An 18225-nucleotide genomic window follows, 5' to 3' on the forward strand; every position below is an offset into this window, starting at 1 on the left:
AAAAACGCCCTCTCAAACTGTTAAATTTTAACTCTTATGTATCTTTTTGTGCTGGCAATGGCCAATATTTTTTCTGCATTTTTCTTTGCCGTTTTATGCATTTTTATATTGCCAAACACACTTCAAAGTGAAAAGGAGTACCAAAAATACAAAAATGTTTTACCTTTGTTTTACAATATAAAAAAAGAAGGCGTGAAGCTATATGGATGATGAAAGAAAAGAATTAATTCTTTACCGACTTCAAAGGGCTTTTGAGGATTTAGAAGTTTCCCGGTTTAAACAGCAGATCATTGATGCTGAAAAATTTATCAGAGAAATTAAAGAATACATAAAAAGGACTTATGGCATTACGCCCTAAGTCCTTTAACTTTTAAGGTAAATTTGGTGGGCGATAACTTCCGATACTGCAAAGCGTAGTTCGTGGGGAGTGAGATTTTCGCCAAAGATTTTCAGGGTAATTTCATAAGGGTTTAGCCCTTCCGAAGTAAGTTGTTTAATTTCTTTAAGTCTTTCCTCATGGTGGGCAAAAAGTTCATCAATTCTTCCTAACATATTAGAAAAGGGATTGCCGTGACCGGGGAGGACTAAATCTACTTTGAGATTTTTTAAGGCTTCTAAGCTCTTTAAATAATCTTGCAAAGGATTTTGACCGGTGTACATCGGCCAGTAGCTTATGTTAGATGATATTTTTTCCAAGAGATGGTCTCCGGAAAATAAAAGCCCTAACTCTTCTAAGTGCAGGGTAAGGTGCGAGGGCGAATGCCCCGGATGAAAGTAAGTGGTTAATTGATATTTGCCAAAGGGTACTTTTTGCCCGGGGGCCAGGAAAGTTACTTCCGGATGGGGAGAGGTCATTTCCCGGTTTCTGGTTGTGTGGAAAAGTATTTCCCGGCTTTTTTCTTCGGGTACTCCAGCTTGTAAGTAAAATTCGGCAAATTTGGGATAAATCTCCTGCGGGTCTTTTACGAAAAAACCCCGGGCTGCGGTAAATTCCTGCGGTGCCATGTAGACCCTGGCCCGGGATTTCTGCTGCAGGTAGCCGGCAAGGCCGTAATGGTCCGGGTGGTAGTGGGTTAAATAAATGGTTTTTAAATTTTCCCACTTAAACCCTAAATCGGTAACTGCTTTTTCCCAGGCGGCTTGAGCCTCGGGATAGTTGATTCCGGTATCGATAACATACCAGCCTTTTTCATCAAAAGTAAGGTAGCAATTAATATACTTTAGTGGAAAAGGCACAGGAATTTTTACCCGGTAAATCTCTGTTTCTAAAATTTGTTCTACCATGCGCATCCCCTCTTTCTATCTGATAACTTTATTTTATGCCTAATAAATTTTTTTTGCAAAATTTTTTTAAGACCCCCCTAAAATTTTAAAAGCTTACGAATGTTATAGTGAAGCAAAAATTAAAAGGAGGTAGATACCATGAAAAAGCTTTTAGCAGTGGTATTAACTTTATCCCTGGTGATGGCCTTTGCCGGGTTTGCTCTGGCGGAAGAGGTAACTATCACTACAGTTACTGATGCTACTTATAATAATACGGTTACCGATACTACATATAATACGGTAACCAATACTACTTACCAGCAGCCGGTGGTTAATGAAGCGGTCTACAGCTACGCTGGGATTGTGGTCTACAACCAGGACGGAGTTTTTACGGTAGCTAAGATGGCTTACGTAAAAGGAAAAAATCAAACTCTGTATAAAACTTTTGCAGTGCTTGATCCCGCCGCCATAAAAGTAAGTGGGATTAAAGGCCTAAAAGTATTTACTTTAGTTGAGAAAAAATTAAGAAATCGAACTATCCAGGTACCTAAATTTAATAGTTACAAAGTTTCCGATTTGACTTCCATTCCTGTTGGAGCAAAAGTAATTGCCAAATACGATGCATCGGGCAATTTAAAAGAAGTAAAAGTTGTTGGTGGAATAATTAATAAAAAAGAAATGCAGGATTTAATGAAGATGAAAAAGGATTCGGCCAAAGCTTTTGCTGCAATGAAAGCTAAAGTAAAAGCCGAAAAAGCGAAAATGATGGTTCAAAAAGCTAAAGGAAAAAAATAAACAGGAAAAATTAACCCCCTGCGGTTTTGCTGCAGGGGGTTAAACTATTTTTTCTTCGAAAGTTTTTTCTTTATCTCATAAATCTTCTGGGCAAAATCCCGGGACTCGGCAAGGAATAGTTCGCTTAGTAGATTATTAAATTCAGGCTCAAGTTCTTCTATGGTTTTATGGTGCAAAGCTGCTAACTTTACCGCATCTAAAAAGATTTTTAACTCTTTTTCTTCCCCCTCTCCTGCCAAAAGCTTTTCCACCGCCTTATATGCTTCCTCAGGAAGTTTTGCCTTCCGGGCCAGGTCCTGGCGGGTGTTGCTTTCGGTAATTTTATGAAAATATGCCGCTACTACCGGCACCAGGGGAGACACCTGGAGCTTTTCGGCCAGTTTTTCGGCGTATTCACCCGCTTTTAGGGATAAACCAAGAAGTTCCGGCTGGTTAAACAGGTATTTCCGGACGTTAACTTCTACTCTTGTTTTAACTATTTCCGGCTGACTTTGGATCTCATAAGCTACCGCCCCTAAACATTTATCGGCGTAATTACACCAGGCGGCGCAACCCGGGTTAAATTTAGGATTGGTGATAAAGTTTTTGCAGTGCGGGCATTTTATAGTGATGTCATCTTTCCAGAACTCAATCATTTCCCCGCAGTGCGGACAGGGCGCTTCAAAGATATCATCGATCTTCCAGAAACTCCTGTCCTGCCCGGGACATTTCCACATACCCATAATCCCACTTCCTTTCCTTACTACCATTAAACCCTAAAAATCAAGAAAATTCTGTGATATTGCCCACAAAAATCCATAGAAAATACAATATACATGAGAAACGGTGCTTTCATTAATTAAAGTAGAAATATATACTTTTAAAAGGAAAAAATAAAGGGAGGGCGAGATTATGGTGAAAAGAGGCGTTAGTGCAGGAGCGGTTTTAGGGGCAGCGTTTTTAATGGCAACTTCGGCTATTGGTCCCGGATTTTTAACCCAAACGGCGGTATTTACCGAACAACTTCTCACCAGCTTTGGTTTTGTTATCCTCATGTCCATCTTACTGGATATCGGAGCTCAGCTTAACATCTGGAGAATTATCACCATGACCAAAAAGCCGGGGCAGGAGTTGGCCGATCAGGTGCTGCCGGGGCTTGGAGTTTTTATTACCTTCTTAATTGTATTAGGGGGTTTTGCTTTTAATATCGGCAATATTGCTGGGACTGGTCTTGCGGTTAATGTCTTAACCGGGATTAGCCCCGAATGGGGAGCGGTTATTTCGGCGGCTTTTGCCATTTTAATTTTCTTATCCAAGGATTTAGGTAGTAAAATTGATTTAACGGCCAAGATTTTAGGTGGGCTTATGATTTTGCTGACAGCTTATGTGGCGGTAACTACCAAGCCACCGGTAGGAGAAGCGCTTTACCGGACTTTTGTTCCGGCTAAAGTTGATTTTTTAGCGATAGTAACTTTAGTAGGTGGAACGGTGGGCGGCTACATAACCTTTGCCGGAGGACACAGGCTTTTGGATGCCGGGGTAGTGGGAGAGGAAAATTTAGCGGAGGTAACAAAAAGTTCGGTTTCTGGTATAATAATTGCAGGACTAATGCGGGTTTTATTATTCCTTGCGGTACTGGGTGTGGTGGCCAAGGGCCATGCTTTAGACCCCAGTAACCCGCCCGCGTCGGCTTTTAAAATAGCTGCCGGTACTGTTGGTTATAAACTTTTCGGCCTGGTGCTGTGGGCGGCGGCGATTACTTCGGTAATTGGTTCTGCTTACACCTCAATGTCATTTTTAAAAACTTACAGCAAAAAAGTACGCGAAAACTACAATATTGCCATTATCGTTTTTGTGCTTTTATCCCTGGCGGTATTCGTAACTGTTGGTAAACCTGTAAAGCTTTTAATTTTAGCCGGAGCTTTTAATGGTTTGATTTTACCTGTTACTTTAACGGCTATGCTTTTAGTTTTACGCAAGAAAGAACTTTTTGGGAACTATCGCCATCCGGTATGGCTTACTATTTTTGGGGTGGTGGTAGCTCTGGCGGTAGGTTACTTTGGGATAGTTAGTTTTAAAGACCAGTTTTTAAAGCTATTAAGTTAAAAGGAGGAAATATGTATAAAATTTACTCCCTGGGAGAGCGTTGTCTTGGGGTTTATTTTGCAAAGGAAATAAGCCGGGAAGTAAACCAGAAGGTTATAGCTTTAGACCGGAAATTGCAGGGAATTCCCGGAATCCTGGAAACGGTACCCACCTACCGGGCTTTAGCGGTATATTTTGAGCCGGCGGTAATAAGCTTTTGGGAGTTAGAAAAATTGGTGAAAAGATTAGCGGAAAATCTTAGGGATGGGGTTGGGCAAGAAGAAACTCCCCGCTTATACCGGATACCGGTAGTTTATGGCGGGGAGTTTGGTCCCGACCTTGAGGAAGTAGCAAAGGTTAATAATTTAACTCCCGAAGAAGTTATAGCTATTCATACGAAAAACCGCTATTATATCTACATGCTTGGCTTTACGCCAGGCTTTCCTTATCTTGGGGGGTTAGACCCGCGAATTGCCACTCCCCGTAAATCATCGCCGCGACCACGGGTGGAAGCGGGCTCGGTAGGGATTGCGGGGATGCAAACGGGGATTTATCCGGTAGCATCTCCCGGTGGCTGGCAAATTATCGGAAGAACCCCTTTGCGACTGTTTAATCCGGAAAACCCTGAGGCTCCCTTTTTACTGGAGCCCGGAGGGTATATTGAGTTTTATCCGATAAGCGTTGAGGAATACTTCCGGCTGGGAGGGGAAGAAGTTGAAGTATATTGATTTAAACGCCGATATAGGGGAAAGTTTCGGCAACTTTAAAGTAGGTGAAGATGAAGCCATCTTGCCACTGGTTTCCAGTATAAATGTAGCCTGCGGCTTTCATGCCGGGGATTTTATGGTTATGGCTGAATGTTGCAAGCTTGCCCGGGAATATGGCGTAAACCTGGGAGCTCATCCCGGATACCCGGACCTCTGGGGGTTTGGCCGCCGGAGCATTCCTTACACCAAAGAAGAAATAACCAATATGCTTTTGTATCAGCTCGGGGCTCTTTCGGCTTTTGCCCGGGCGGAAGGGGTAAAAATTACCCATGTAAAGCCGCACGGAGCTTTGTATAACGATGCGGTGGTAAAACTCGAAGTGGCCGAAGCAGTAGCCCGGGCGGTTTGGGTTTTTGATCCGGAAATAGCTATTGTGACTTTACCCTACGGCAGACTTTTTGAAATAGCCGGTGAGATGGGGCTTACTGTTATCCGGGAAGGATTTGCCGACCGCGGTTATTTACCCGATGGCCGGCTGGTACCGAGAAATCAGGAAGGGGCCAAAAAGACGGGAGATGAAGCGGTAGCTCAGGCTTTAGCGTTAGCCGAGGGCTGGGTAAAAGCTGTGGATGGTACGGTTATAAAAGCGGAAGTGGATACCATTTGTGTACATGGTGACAATATCGAGGCGGTAAAACTTGCCCAAAAAATTAATCAGGAATTAGAAAGCAAAAATATCCACGTTCAGGCCTGGAGGAAAAAGCGTGCTTAAAATACTAAAACCCGGAAATTTAACGACGATTCAGGATGGCGGGCGCTTTGGCTATCAGCGATACGGCCTTGGCCCCGGAGGGGCAATGGATTTAAAAGCATTTTCGATTGCCAATAGGCTGTGCGGTAACGATGACTTAAAAGCGGCTATAGAGTTTAATGCGGGAATTACGGTGAAGTTTTGCCGGAGCACGGTATTTGCATTAACCGGCGGTAAATACCGGGCTTTTTTAAACGGAGCACCGGTTCACTTCTGGCAATCCTATTTTGCACCTGCCGGAAGCGTTCTGGAGATTACCGGCCCTTATGAAGGTAACTGGGGATATCTCGCGGTAAAAGGTGGTTTTTTAGTACCGGAAGTACTGGGAGGTAGAGGAACCAATCTTTTAGCGGGGTTCGGAGGTTTTTTGGGCCGGGCTTTAAAAAAGGACGATGAAATACCCTTTGCCGAATTTGAGGAAAAGTTTAAAAAGCGCTATTTTTTACCAGAAGGACGTTTTGCCCTGTATGAAAATGATCAAATTTATTTTATTCCGGGTCCGGAGTGGGAATATTTATCTTCGGATAGTGTAGAACAGTTAACATCACAACCTTTTGCCTTAAACCCGGCGTTTAACCGCATGGGCTACCGTTTTTCAGGCCCAAAACTAACTCTTACTGAAAAGGAAATTATTTCTGCGCCGGTGCCCTTGGGTGGGATGCAGGTAACTAAAAGTGGGGAACTCATTGTCTTGCTTGCCGACCGGCAGACTACCGGTGGTTATCCCCTGATAGGTGTAGTTGCGGGAGAAAGCCTTTCCCGATTGACCCAGAAAACTTCCAAAGAGAAAATTTTCTTTAAACCAATCCCCCTACAGGAAGCCGAGGAAAAGCTGTATAATTTAAATAGGGTTATTGAGGAAAATTTCTGGGAGGTTTAATCTTTTGAACTTAGATAAAAATAAACTGTTTTCTTTGGCCGATAGCATTCGAGCCCGGGAGAAAGGGGACAAGGTATATCTTCGGGGAATCATTGAGTTTTCCAACTACTGCCGGCGAAACTGCCTTTACTGCGGTCTTCGCCGGGATAATACAAAGCTTAGCCGTTACCGGATGAGCCCCGGGGAGATAATTAAGCGAGCCAAAGAAATTGCTGCTCTGGGGATAAAGACGGTGGTGCTTCAGAGTGGTGAGGACCCCTATTACCGGCTTAAGGACCTAACAGGGATAGTTTCCAGGGTTAAGGAACTTGGGGTTTACGTTACTTTAAGTATCGGGGAACTCTCTGCCGGTGCGTACCGGGAATTAAAAAAAGCCGGAGCGGATCGGTACCTTCTGCGGCATGAGACGGCAAACCGTAAACTTTATGAAGTACTCCATCCTGACGGAAGTTTTTTTAACCGGGTGCGCTGCCTTTATGTTTTAAAAGACCTGGGCTACGAGGTAGGTGCGGGGAATATGGTAGGCCTTCCGGGGCAGACGGATGATATGCTCTGGGAGGATTTATTGTTTATGGAGAAACTGCAACCGGAGATGGTGGGGATTGGCCCTTTTATTCCCCATCCGGATACACCTCTGGCCAAGGAAAAGGGCGGAACTTTAGAGCAAACCCTGACCATGATTGCCCTGACCCGGATTATACTTCCTAAAGCTAATATCCCTGCCACTACGGCCCTTGGTACCATCCATCCCGAGGGCCGGGAGCTGGGCTTAAAAGTGGGGGCCAATGTGGTCATGCCCAATATGACCCCGCAACCTTATCGCCCTCTCTACCAGCTTTATCCCGGTAAAATCTGCGTAAACGAAGACCCCGACGCCTGCCTTCCCTGCCTGAAAAGGAGAATCGAGGGAATAGGGAGAACAATTATATAGGTGGTCAGTGGTAGGTGGTAGGTGGTCTGTAAATTCTTTTTTCTTACCTGCCATCTATTACCGCCGGACGACTGGTTACAGTTTTTCTGGAGGGCCGTCCCTTTTAGAGGTTTGAGGTTGGAAGTTAAAAACTGGAATAATTAATGAAAGGGGACATAATATTGGAAATATTTATTTTAGTCCTGCTTTTTATCGTCCTTATTTTCCAGATCCTCCTTTTTACGAGAACCCGTTCTCCGGAAAGAGAAAGCCTTCTTACCGGCATTAACTTTATTAAGGAACTTTTAAGCAGTCTTAACAGTACTCTGCGGACGGAAGCTGCCCAAAACCGAAAAGACCTAAGTGACAGCTTAAGAGATTTTCGCGATACCATGCTTGGGTCTTTAAGTCAAATCGGGATTTTACAGAAAAATCAGTTAGAGGCGATCGAAAGACAGCTTTCCGGGCTTATGCTGCAAACCGAGCAGCGGTTGGAAGCGGTGCGAAAAACGGTAGAGGATAATCTTCACCGTTTGCAGGAGGATAACGCCAAAAAGTTGGAGGAAATGCGGGCTACCGTCGATGAAAAGCTTCAGGGTACGCTGGAACGAAGGCTTTCGGAATCCTTTCGGCTTATTAGCGAGCGGTTAGAACAGGTACAACGGGGCTTGGGGGAAATGCAGGCGTTGGCGGCGGGAGTGGGAGACTTAAAAAAAGTTTTGACCAACGTTAAAACCAGGGGAACTCTTGGAGAAATTCAGCTCGGTGCAATTTTAGAGCAGATTTTTGCCCCGGAGCAATACGAGAAAAACATTGCTACGAAAAAAGGTTCGGAGGAGCGGGTAGAATTTGCCATTAAACTTCCCGGCCAAAAGGATGGCCCGGTGTGGCTGCCCATTGACGCTAAGTTTCCTACCGAGGATTACCAGCGATTACTGGATGCTATCGATAAAGGAGATGCGCTTTTAGCCGAAGAAGCTGCCAAAGCGCTGGAAAATAGAATCAAGGATGAAGCCAGGAAAATTCGGGAAAAATACTTGGATCCTCCCCATACCACCGATTTTGCTATTATGTTTTTGCCTTCGGAAGGCTTATATGCTGAGGTATTAAGAAGAAATGGCCTGGTAGAGCGGCTTCAGCGGGAATATCGTGTTGCGGTAGCCGGACCTACTACTTTAGCGGCTTTTTTAAATAGCTTGCAGATGGGCTTTAGAACCCTGGCTATTGAAAAGCGCTCCCTTGAAGTATGGACCCTGCTGGGGGAAGTAAAAACCGAATTTGCCCGTTTCGGGGAAGCTCTGGATAAAACCCGGAAAAAACTTGAAGCTGCTACCAATGAAATCGACAATGCCGTAAAGAAAACAAGAACCATCGAGAAAAAGCTATCCCAGGTTCAAGAACTTCCCCGGGAGGGACGGTTCTGAGAAAGAGTCAAGCGAAAGGTCCGTCCCTAAAACTACCGTTAAAGTATAAAAATGGGGACTGTCCCCAAATTACTACTTGACAAAAGGGAGTTAGATGGTTTATTTTAAAAAAAACAATACTATTTTAGTATACTTTGGAGGAAGAGATGAATCTAACTCAGGCAACCGATTATGCATTTCGGGCGGTATTGTACCTGGCGAGAAAAGGGAAAGGGGAGGTGGTAGAAGCCCAGGAAATTGCCGGGCGGGAAAATATTCCCTTAAGGTTTTTACTAAAAATCCTGCGACAGCTGGGACAAGCGGGGATCGTAAAATCCTACCGCGGGGTGGGGGGCGGTTTTAGTTTAGCTAAAGCTCCGGAAGAAATAACGCTTTTGGATGTGGTGGAAGCGGTGGAGGGACCGGTAAAGATTAACCGCTGTTTAATCGATCCCCAGTATTGCACCAGTCAGCGGGGTGGCCGGTGTGCCATTCACCGGGAGCTTTCCTTAATCCAAAATGATATTATTGCCCGGCTGGGAACGGTGAGTTTTAAAAAAATTTTGGAAAGGGAGCAAGCCTTTTAAAAAATTTTTGCCCAAAACTATACCAAAAAAGTATACTTTTGAGGAGGGTGGATGATGGATTTAACCGCATTATCCCGAATGCAGTTTACTATAACTGCTATTTTTCACTTTTTCTACGTACCCCTTACCCTGGGTTTAGCGGTGCTGATCGCTTATATGGAGTACAAGTACTGGCGCACCAACGATAAGGTTTGGGACAAAATGGCCCGGTTCTGGACCAAGCTTTTTGCCATTAACTTTGCGGTGGGAGTAGCTTCCGGGATTACCATGGAATTTCAATTTGGCACCAACTGGGCTGACTATTCCCGGTTTGTGGGGGATATTTTTGGAGCGCCTCTGGCGGCGGAGGGTGTATTTGCCTTCTTCTTGGAGTCCACGTTTATCGGTCTTCTGCTCTTTGGCCGGGATAAGATTTCCCGGGGAATGCGGTTTTTAAGTGCGGTTTTGGTTGCTTTTGGGACCAACCTCTCTGCCTTTTGGATTATTGCTGCTAACTCCTGGCAGCAAACGCCGGCGGGTTATAAGGTAGAAGGTGGTCGGGCTATACTTACCAGTTTTAAAGAAGCGGTGTTTAACCCATCTACTTTGCCGCGCTTCTTGCATACTCTGGATGGAGCGTATGTTACTGCTGCCTTTTTTGTCATGGGTATAAGTGCTTATTATATCTTGCGGAGGAAAAATCTGGAGATTGCCAAACCGTCTTTAAAAATTGGTGTAGTATTTGGACTTATTTTTGCCCTTCTGCAGATTTATTTTGGCGATATTCATGCCAAGCAAGTAGCGGTAACTCAACCGGCAAAGTTAGCTGCCTTTGAAGGCCTCTGGGAGACCAAAGAAAAAGCTCCCCTTCTTATTTTAGGTTGGCCGGATACCGAAAACGAGAAAAATGTCTTTGAAATCGGAGTTCCCGGGCTTTTAAGCTATCTTGCCCATGAAGACTTTAATAAACCGGTTACGGGCTTAAAAGAATTTCCCAAGGATGAGCGGCCACCGGTTCTACCCACCTTTATATCCTTCCACGTGATGGTGGGTCTCGGGTTTTTAATGGCAGTAGCACTTTTGTGGGCAGTTGTGGAGCTTTTCCGGGGTAAAATTTACAGTAACCAGTTGCTTTTAAAACTCCTCCTTTACTTTATTCCCCTTCCCTATATTGCCAATGAATTGGGGTGGATAACCGCCGAGGTCGGGCGCCAGCCCTGGATTGTTTACGGTCTTTTAAAAACTTCCGATGCGGTATCTAAGTTAGATCCCTGGCAGGTTTTACTTACCAATATTCTGTTCCTGGTAGTTTACCTTTTCTTAGGCGGCCTAATGATTTATTTAATGGTACGTACCGTTAAGTCCCACGATGAAGCGGCGATTGCTTTAAAGGAAAAGGAGGTGGCGTAGGGTGGATTTAAATACCATCTGGTTTTTGCTGGTGGGGGTATTGATTATCGGGTATGCCCTTTTAGACGGCTTTGATTTAGGGGTAGGTAGTTTATTTTACGTCCTGGGGAAAACCGATAGGGAAAGAAAAATTTTAATCAATGCCATTGGGCCGGTGTGGGACGGCAACGAAGTTTGGCTTTTAACCGGCGGTGGAGCGCTTTTTGCTGCTTTTCCTCTGGTTTATGCGTCGGTGTTTAGCGGTTTTTACCTCGCGATGATGTTAGTTCTGTTTGCTTTGATTTTCCGGGCGGTTGCTGTGGAGTACTACTTTAAAGTAGATACTCCGGGACTGCAAAAGCTAATGGGCGGTTTATTTTTCCTGGGAAGTTTTATACCGGCCCTTCTTTTTGGAGTGGCGGTAGGCAATGTGGTTTACGGTATACCTTTAGATGCTGAGCAAAATTATGCCGGTACCTTTTTGGGTCTTTTAAAACCTTTTGCCCTGTGCTTCGGTATTGTTGGGCTTTTTGCTTTCCTGTTACAGGGGGCGACGTATGCTGCTTTAAAAACCGAAGGGGAGCAGCAAAAAAGAGCTCAGGAGCTCAGCAAAAATTTTGCCGTGATTTTACTGGTACTGTGGCTAATTGGCGGGATTTACAGCAAAATGGCAGCACCGCATTTGTGGGAAAATTATCAAAAATTACCCCTTTTATATGTTTTACCGCTTATAACCCTGCTATCCCTGATCCTTATCCCGGGCTGGGTGCGGAAAAACGCTTACCAGAAGGTGTTTGCCGCCTCATCTGTAGCTTTTGCCACTATGATTTTAACCGTAGCGGCGGGGCTTTATCCCAACTGGGTAATTGCTACTGACCCGGCCAAAAATCTTACTATTTACAATGCTTCCTCCTCGCCCTTAACTTTAAAGGTCATGCTCTTTGTTGCGTTAATCGGAGTACCGATCGTCCTTTTATATACTATCTATACTTACCGGGTGTTTCGGGGTAAAGCTTCACCGGAGCGGAACGGATATTAAAAATATTGCGGTGGCTGTAAAGCTGCCGCTTTTCCTTTGTTATGGTAAAATTTAAAGAAAAAACCGAGGGTAGCTATGATAGAAAAAAGATTAAATCAAGAAGCGCTAAAATATAAAGGGGATTTAGTTAAAATCGCTTTAATGTCGTTTATAAGCGGCGGTGCGATTATTGCCCAGGCTTATTTAATAGCGTATATCATCAACGGGGCCTTTTTAGCTAAAAAAGGGCTTGGGGAACTTTGGCCGTTTTTCCTGGCATTATTTCTTATCGTTACATTAAGATTTAGTTTGGGTTATTTTGGAGAAAAGGTAGGGGCTAAGCTTTCTTCTAAAGTTACCGGGGATATACGAAATATGCTTTTGGAAAAAATAGCAGCATTAGGGACAAAAGTCATACTGCCGGAAAAAACGGGAGAGCTTTTGACTTTGGTGTTGGAAGGGGTGGAAAGTCTCGAGGTTTACTATTCCCGGTATCTTCCGCAACTAATAAGCGCCGGAATCATTCCTTTAATGATTTTGGTAGTGGTTTTAGCCCAGGATCTTATCTCCGGGATAATTATGCTGCTAACCGCTCCGTTAATCCCCGTTTTTATGATGTTAATTGGAAGTTTTGCCGAGAAATTAGCCCGGAGGCAGTGGACAACTTTATCCCGCTTAAGCGGCAAGTTTTTCGAGCTTTTACAGGGGATAGCGGACTTAAAGGCCTTTGGCCGGAGCAAAGAGCAGGTTAATGAGCTTAAAAAAAGCGGTTTAATGTTTCGGGATGCCACCATGGAGGTGTTAAGGGTTGCTTTTCTTTCAGCCCTAACATTGGAAATTTTAGCCACCATCAGCACCGCGATGGTGGCGGTAGAAGTGGGGTTAAGGCTTTTATACGGAAAAATGGAGTTTTTACAGGCGTTTTTTGTTTTACTGTTAGCGCCGGAACTTTATTTACCTTTAAGGAATCTTGGAAGCAGTTTTCATGCGGGCAGAACGGCGATAGCGTTTTCGCAAAAAGTGTGGACAATAATCGAGGAAAAAGAAAGCCGGGTCTTTTTAAATAAGCGGTCTGTTACCTTTATTTCTCCACCGGAAATTATCCTTAGACGGGTAAGTCATAGTTATATACCGGGTAAAGAAGTTCTTAAAAATATTAATCTTACGATAAAGCCTTTGGAAAAGGTTGCGATTGTTGGACCCAGCGGCGCCGGGAAGTCTACCCTGGTAAAGCTTTTGCTGGGGCTTATGCGACCGGCAGAAGGAGAAATATTAATAAATGGGGTTCCCCTCTGGGAACTTAAGGAAAAAGACTGGTATGATCAGGTGGGTTATCTTCATCAGACGCCCTTTATTTTTCCGGGAAGTATAGCGGAAAATATTGCTATTGGGAAAAAAGGAGCAAAGGGCGAAGAAATTAAACGGGCGGCGACTTTAGCCGGGGCCCATCAATTTATTGCCGAACTCCCGCAGGGTTATGACACCAGGGTTGGCGAAGGAGGACGGGGGTTATCCGGGGGCGAACGCCAGCGAATTGCATTAGCCCGGGTGTTTTTAAAAGATGCGAAGATTGTAATTTTAGATGAGCCAACTGCAGGCCTTGATGATCATACCGAAAAACTTTTAGAAGAAGCCTTTGCTGAGCTTTTCCAAAACCGGACGGTAATTATCATAGCCCATCGGCTTTCGAGTCTTTACCGGGCGGATAAAATTGTTTTATTAGACCATGGCGAAATCCGGGGTACAGGAAGGCACGAACACCTTTTAGCGGAAAATGAATTATACCGGCAATTAATAACATCTTTCCGGGGGGAAGTATGAAACAATTATTCAAAATTTTACAAAACGATTTTAGGGGAGTTTTTCTAGCGGTAATTCTCGGGACTCTTACCGTGGTAAGCAGTGTTGGCTTATTTGCCACATCGGCGTATCTTATTTCCAAAGCAGCGCTTAAGCCTTTGGCGTATACTTTAACGCTAACCATTGTGGGTGTGAGATTTTTCGGGCTTTCCCGGGCGGTCTTTCGGTATTTGGAACGGTACTTTTCCCATAAGACCACTTTTAATTTTTTAGCCGAAATCCGTAAGTTTTTTTACGAAGAAGTAGAACCCAAATCTCCGGCAATTTTCCAAAAAGCCCGCAGCACCGATTTACTGTCCCGGATGGTGGCGGATGTGGAAAGTTTACAAAACTTTTTCTTACGGGCGGTTTACCCGTACCTTGTAATTTTGTGGGTTTTAATTTTAGTTGGGATATTTTTATGGAGATTTTCTTTCTGGTTTTCCTTTCTTCTCTTTTCAGGATTTATAATAGCAGCTCTTTTTTTACCCGTTTTCCTGGGAAAGAAAAGTTTGGAGTTTACCAAAAAGTATCGTACTAAGCGAGCTTTTTTAGCCAACGGCCTTGGGGAACTAATCCTGGGGTATATTGACTTAAAGACCACCAATAGTTTAGAGGAAAAGGTTTCAGGGCTACAAAAGCTTTCTCAAAAACTTATAGCCCTGCGTAAGATGGCGGCTAATTTAACTGCTCTCTCGGATAGCAGTGTTTTATTTTTAAGTCATTTTTCCGGCTTTTTAGCGTTAATCCTGGCAGTTTATTTAAGTTCCCAGGGAAAACTTTCCGGAGTGCTTATAGCTCTTGTGGTTTTAGTGGTGCAAACTTCTTTTGAAGCAGTATTTCCGGCAGCTGCGGCCCGGCAGTACTGGGAGGAAAGTAAGGAAAGTGCCAGAAGGATTTTTTCCATATTAAACGAGCCCCCGCAGGTAATTGAGGGAGCCGGGCGGACTAATTTACCGGGGGAATTCTCGTTAGAGTTTAAAAAGGTGACGTTAATTTACCCGGGAAATGTTGAGCCTTCCTTAAAAGACGTGAGCTTTTTTCTAAAGGAGGGGCAAAAGATAGCCTTGGTTGGCCCCAGCGGTTCAGGGAAAAGCAGTATTTTAAAGCTTCTTTTGCGCTTTTATGATTATGAAGGGGAAATTTTCCTCGGAGGTGAAGAGCTAAAGACCTTTTCTCCGGAGGCGGTGCGGACCCTTTTTGGGGTGGTAAGCCAGGAAAGCTTTATTTTTAACACTACTCTTGAGGAAAATTTACGGATTGCCAAACCTGAGGCCCTGGAAGAAGAGCTTTTGGCGGTACTCGAAAAAGTTAAGCTTTCTCATTTAAAGCTTTCCTTTGAAGTAGGAGAGCGGGGAGAGCGTTTGTCTGGCGGGGAGCGCCAGAGGCTTTTAATAGCCCGGCTGCTTTTAAAAAATGCCCCTATCTGGCTTTTAGATGAGCCAACGACCGGCCTTGATAGTATAACGGAAAAAGAAGTTTTAGATAACATTTGGGAAGTAGCGGGGGATAAAACCCTGGTTTATATAACCCACCGTTTGAGGGGGTTAGAAAAGATGGATGAAATTTTGGTAATGGACCGGGGAGAAATAAAAGAAAAGCTCAACTTTGTTGAGTTTAAAAAAAGGTATTTAAACCATGACGGGGGTTAAAGGGGCGAAAAAGCACTCTGCACCGATGTTATCCGGCGGAGTTTGATTTTGTTAGATATTAGCGATTTTCCAAAAGTTTTTCAAAATATTGCAGGAAAAAGTTAATTTTTGTCAAAATGCTTTTAACAATAATGCCCTCTACCAAAATCTCTGCTAGAGGGCATTTATTTTGGGCAGGGTAATTGCTCCTTAGCTAAAGAACGGTTCGTTACTTTTCCCGGTAATCTGACCAATTTCTTCTTCCTGAAATTTTTCTATATAATCGATATTTTCTTTTAAAAGTTTTACTGCTTCCGGGTCTACTACTTCCTTTTGGGCCATGTTTTTCAGGATATCGAGAGCATTTTCAATACTTAAAGCATCCCGGTAAGGCCGGTTTTCCCTTAAAGCGACCCATTTATCGGCTACCGCGAGAATGCGGGAAGGAAGGTCAAGCTGGTCTTTGGTAAGCTTAAAAGGATAACCCTGGCCGTTGGGCTGTTCATGGTGGTAACCGGCCCACCGGGCGACTTTTTCAAAGCCGGTAACTTTTGCAAGCAAATAATAAGTGTAGTAAGGATGGGTTTTAATTAGCGCATACTCTTCATCGTTTAGCGGACCGTTTTTTTCAAGAATTTTATTGGAAACGGAAAGTTTTCCGATATCGTGCAGGAGCCCGGCGATTTCAATTAAGGATTTTTGTTCGGTAAGACCGGCAATTTTGGCAAGCTGGCCGCTTAGAGCTGCAACTTTTAAAGAATGCATTTCGGTAAAAGGGCTTTTCGCGTCGATAAGCCGGGCAAAAGGGACGCTTAAAAGTTTTAGTTCCCGTTCACCGGCTAAAATTTTGGTTTTTGGTCTTAAAACTTTTAATCTATCCTCGATATAATAAGTAGTAAGGTCAAGCCAGAAACTTTCCTTTTGAGATAAATCCAGGAAAGCTTCAACTATATCTTCATTGAAAAGGATTTTAACATTTTTCCTAAAAAAACGCTCAATTTCATTTCGTTGTAAGAGGGCAAGCCGGTTTGGTTTTAAATATAAATCTATCTGGTCGGCAGCAAAGATAATTTGGCTTAAGAAAGCAAGGGGTGAATTTTTTTCAGCGGGAGTAAAATTAATATATTTGGTATGGTGATGTTTTATTACCTGAGCGACTTCGGTAAAAAACGGTACATCTTTTAAAAGTTCATAGCCGAAATTAGCATGGACAGTATCGTATTTATCTAAATTATGAATTTCCCTGTCGACTAATTCTGCTCCGGCGCCCAAATCGTGCAAGTAGGCAGCCCAGAACAAAGTTTCATAATCTTTTTCCGGGAGATTGAGTTTTTTCCCGATCGATGCGGCGATGTAGGCAACCCGTTCGTGGTGATATCCCAGGTCTTCATTGGTAAATTCTAAAGCTTTGGTTAAAGCTATAACGACGTCGGTTAAATCTATCTCATACATCCCTTATCACCCCTCGTTGATAAAAATGATTAGAATAATTTAAAACCGACGTAATTATACCATACTTCGACAATTTATTGAATGGACAAAGCTTTGAGGATTTTAAAAAGAGAAGAAAGTAGAGGCGACTTTAATGGATATTTTACAAACGGTAAAAGAAGTCCTCCAGGACTCCAAAACTTACTTTGTGGGCGGTAGTGTCCGGGATATGCTGCTTTCCCGCCCGGTCAAAGACGTAGACCTGGTTACTTTTCAAAAGCCGCGGGAAGTGGGCGAGAAACTTTTAAAAGCTTTAGGGGGAAACTTATTTCCTCTAAAGGAAGAACTTTTAATTTACCGGCTGGTGTTTTCTGCTGGGGGCGAAACTTACCAGGTGGATATTCTGCCGGTTTTTGGGGAAAGCTTGGAAGAAGACTTAAGACGCCGGGATTTTACGGTAAATGCCCTGGCTTTGCCGGTTAACGGTGAATTTCCCCGAAAGGTTATCGACCCTCTTGGAGGTAGAAACGATTTACAGGCCAGGATTATCCGGATGATTTGTGCGGAAAACATCTTAGAAGACCCGGTGCGAATTTTACGGGGAATGCGCCTGGCGGGAGAGCTTGGTTTTGCCGTAGAGCAGGAAACAATGGTTGTATTTAAACAATATATACAATATATAAAGAAGATGCCCGGGGAGCGGGTAGCGGAGGAGCTTAAAAAAATTTTTACCTTAAAACCTGCCGCGCCAATGGTGGATATGCTGTTTCAAACGGGGTTTTTCGAGGTGTTTAATCTTGGAATAGAAGAAGGGTATGAACTTTACCAAAATTATCACCACTCGGAGACGGTTTACCGGCATTTAATAGATACGTTAACTCGAATGGAAGAGCTTTTGGAAGATAACCCTCTGGGGATTAGGAGCGATTATCCACCTTATCTCTTAAAAATGGTGGCGTTTTTTCACGATATCGGTAAACCAGGGACATTATCTTATGACAGAGAGGGGCGAACCCGCTTTTTTGGCCATGAAAAGGAAAGTGTAAACAGGCTTAAACCGTTTCTTGATTATCTTAGCTTTTCCCACCGGGAAAAAAGGGTTTTAACTGTTTTAATTCAAAACCACATGCGGCTTTTATCTTTAAAAACGGCGGCAAAAGTAAGCGGTGAGGCAATTTTACGGCTCGTAAACGATACCGGAGATTTGTTTTTAGAGTTAATTCTTCTGTATCTTGCGGATAAAGGGGAAAAAGCCCGGGAGGATTTAGAATTTTTAAAGGGGTTAATAAATTTTTATTACGGGTATCTGGAATTTAAGGAAAAGCTTTCGGGAAAAGAGATTATGAAAACTTTAAACCTTTCCGAATCTCCTGCGGTGGGGCAAATTAAAAATTATCTTTTAAAAGCCTGGGCCCGGGGGGAGATAAGGGATAGCGGAGAAGCAATGGATTATCTGCGAAGAAAGTTAAATAAACAATCTTTCTTAAAGGAAAATACCGAAAAATAGCGAATAAGGTA

General features: G+C 43.6%; 17 protein-coding genes. 14 read left to right on the forward strand and 3 right to left on the reverse strand.

Features of this window, described 5'->3' with window-relative positions; genetic code table 11:
- Positions 1 to 202 precede the first annotated feature (202 nt).
- Positions 203 to 358: a hypothetical protein gene (locus ciss_RS13390; RefSeq protein WP_166504016.1), complete on the forward strand. Its 156-nt coding sequence runs from the start codon at positions 203 to 205 to the stop codon at positions 356 to 358.
- 5 nt (positions 359 to 363) lie between these two features.
- On the opposite strand, the gene ciss_RS10025 is transcribed toward ciss_RS13390, so the two are convergent.
- Entirely contained in the window at positions 364 to 1284 is a 921-nt protein-coding gene (locus ciss_RS10025; protein WP_075866162.1) for an MBL fold metallo-hydrolase, read from the reverse strand.
- Between the two features lie 138 nt (positions 1285 to 1422).
- On the opposite strand from ciss_RS10025, the gene ciss_RS10030 reads away from it, so the two are divergent.
- Positions 1423 to 2058, forward strand: coding sequence for a hypothetical protein (locus tag ciss_RS10030; protein ID WP_075866163.1), 636 nt, complete (start codon positions 1423 to 1425; stop codon positions 2056 to 2058).
- A gap of 44 nt (positions 2059 to 2102) precedes the next feature.
- Here ciss_RS10030 and ciss_RS10035 read toward each other — a convergent pair whose 3' ends face one another.
- Entirely contained in the window at positions 2103 to 2780 is a 678-nt protein-coding gene (locus ciss_RS10035) for a hypothetical protein (protein WP_075866164.1), read from the reverse strand.
- 169 nt (positions 2781 to 2949) lie between these two features.
- On the opposite strand from ciss_RS10035, the gene ciss_RS10040 reads away from it, so the two are divergent.
- From ciss_RS10040 to cydC, 11 genes are all read left to right on the forward strand, one after another.
- Complete coding sequence (locus ciss_RS10040) at positions 2950 to 4143, forward strand: NRAMP family divalent metal transporter (RefSeq protein WP_075866165.1); 1194 nt, start codon at positions 2950 to 2952, stop codon at positions 4141 to 4143.
- Between the two features lie 11 nt (positions 4144 to 4154).
- The gene (gene pxpB / locus ciss_RS10045) at positions 4155 to 4850 is read left to right on the forward strand and encodes a 5-oxoprolinase subunit PxpB (protein ID WP_075866166.1); all 696 of its coding nucleotides are present in this window, start codon (positions 4155 to 4157) and stop codon (positions 4848 to 4850) included.
- On the forward strand, positions 4837 to 5601 hold the full coding sequence (locus ciss_RS10050) for a 5-oxoprolinase subunit PxpA (protein WP_075866167.1): 765 nt from the start codon (positions 4837 to 4839) through the stop codon (positions 5599 to 5601). The genes pxpB and ciss_RS10050 overlap by 14 nt, the downstream gene beginning before the upstream one ends.
- The gene (locus ciss_RS10055; RefSeq protein ID WP_075866168.1) at positions 5594 to 6520 is read left to right on the forward strand and encodes a 5-oxoprolinase subunit C family protein; all 927 of its coding nucleotides are present in this window, start codon (positions 5594 to 5596) and stop codon (positions 6518 to 6520) included. Before ciss_RS10050 ends, ciss_RS10055 begins: the two co-directional genes overlap by 8 nt.
- A gap of 4 nt (positions 6521 to 6524) precedes the next feature.
- The gene (gene hydE / locus ciss_RS10060; protein WP_075866169.1) at positions 6525 to 7451 is read left to right on the forward strand and encodes a [FeFe] hydrogenase H-cluster radical SAM maturase HydE; all 927 of its coding nucleotides are present in this window, start codon (positions 6525 to 6527) and stop codon (positions 7449 to 7451) included.
- A 161-nt stretch (positions 7452 to 7612) separates the two neighbouring features.
- Positions 7613 to 8854, forward strand: a complete 1242-nt coding sequence (locus ciss_RS10065) for a DNA recombination protein RmuC (RefSeq protein ID WP_077177559.1) — start codon at positions 7613 to 7615, stop codon at positions 8852 to 8854.
- A 146-nt stretch (positions 8855 to 9000) separates the two neighbouring features.
- On the forward strand, positions 9001 to 9420 hold the full coding sequence (locus ciss_RS10070; protein WP_075866171.1) for an RrF2 family transcriptional regulator: 420 nt from the start codon (positions 9001 to 9003) through the stop codon (positions 9418 to 9420).
- Positions 9421 to 9471: 51 nt separating this feature from the next.
- On the forward strand, positions 9472 to 10809 hold the full coding sequence (locus tag ciss_RS10075; protein ID WP_235837293.1) for a cytochrome ubiquinol oxidase subunit I: 1338 nt from the start codon (positions 9472 to 9474) through the stop codon (positions 10807 to 10809).
- Position 10810: 1 nt separating this feature from the next.
- Positions 10811 to 11827 carry a cytochrome d ubiquinol oxidase subunit II gene (gene cydB / locus ciss_RS10080; protein ID WP_075866173.1) on the forward strand — a complete coding sequence of 339 codons (1017 nt, stop codon included), beginning with the start codon at positions 10811 to 10813 and terminating at the stop codon, positions 11825 to 11827.
- Positions 11828 to 11902: 75 nt separating this feature from the next.
- Positions 11903 to 13627: a thiol reductant ABC exporter subunit CydD gene (gene cydD / locus ciss_RS10085; protein ID WP_075866174.1), complete on the forward strand. Its 1725-nt coding sequence runs from the start codon at positions 11903 to 11905 to the stop codon at positions 13625 to 13627.
- The gene (gene cydC, locus ciss_RS10090; protein ID WP_075866175.1) at positions 13624 to 15297 is read left to right on the forward strand and encodes a thiol reductant ABC exporter subunit CydC; all 1674 of its coding nucleotides are present in this window, start codon (positions 13624 to 13626) and stop codon (positions 15295 to 15297) included. The genes cydD and cydC overlap by 4 nt, the downstream gene beginning before the upstream one ends.
- 189 nt (positions 15298 to 15486) lie before the next feature.
- Here the strand turns inward: cydC and ciss_RS10095 are convergent, their stop codons facing one another.
- Positions 15487 to 16728 carry an HD domain-containing phosphohydrolase gene (locus ciss_RS10095; RefSeq protein WP_075866176.1) on the reverse strand — a complete coding sequence of 414 codons (1242 nt, stop codon included), beginning with the start codon at positions 16726 to 16728 and terminating at the stop codon, positions 15487 to 15489.
- Positions 16729 to 16861: 133 nt separating this feature from the next.
- Between ciss_RS10095 and ciss_RS10100 the strand changes: the two genes are divergently transcribed.
- A complete protein-coding gene (locus tag ciss_RS10100) occupies positions 16862 to 18214 on the forward strand; it encodes a CCA tRNA nucleotidyltransferase (RefSeq protein ID WP_075866177.1) in 1353 nt (450 codons plus the stop codon).
- Positions 18215 to 18225 lie beyond the last annotated feature (11 nt).

Origin of the sequence: Carboxydothermus islandicus (genome assembly GCF_001950325.1) — a bacterium.
Lineage (GTDB): Bacteria > Bacillota > Z-2901 > Carboxydothermales > Carboxydothermaceae > Carboxydothermus > Carboxydothermus islandicus.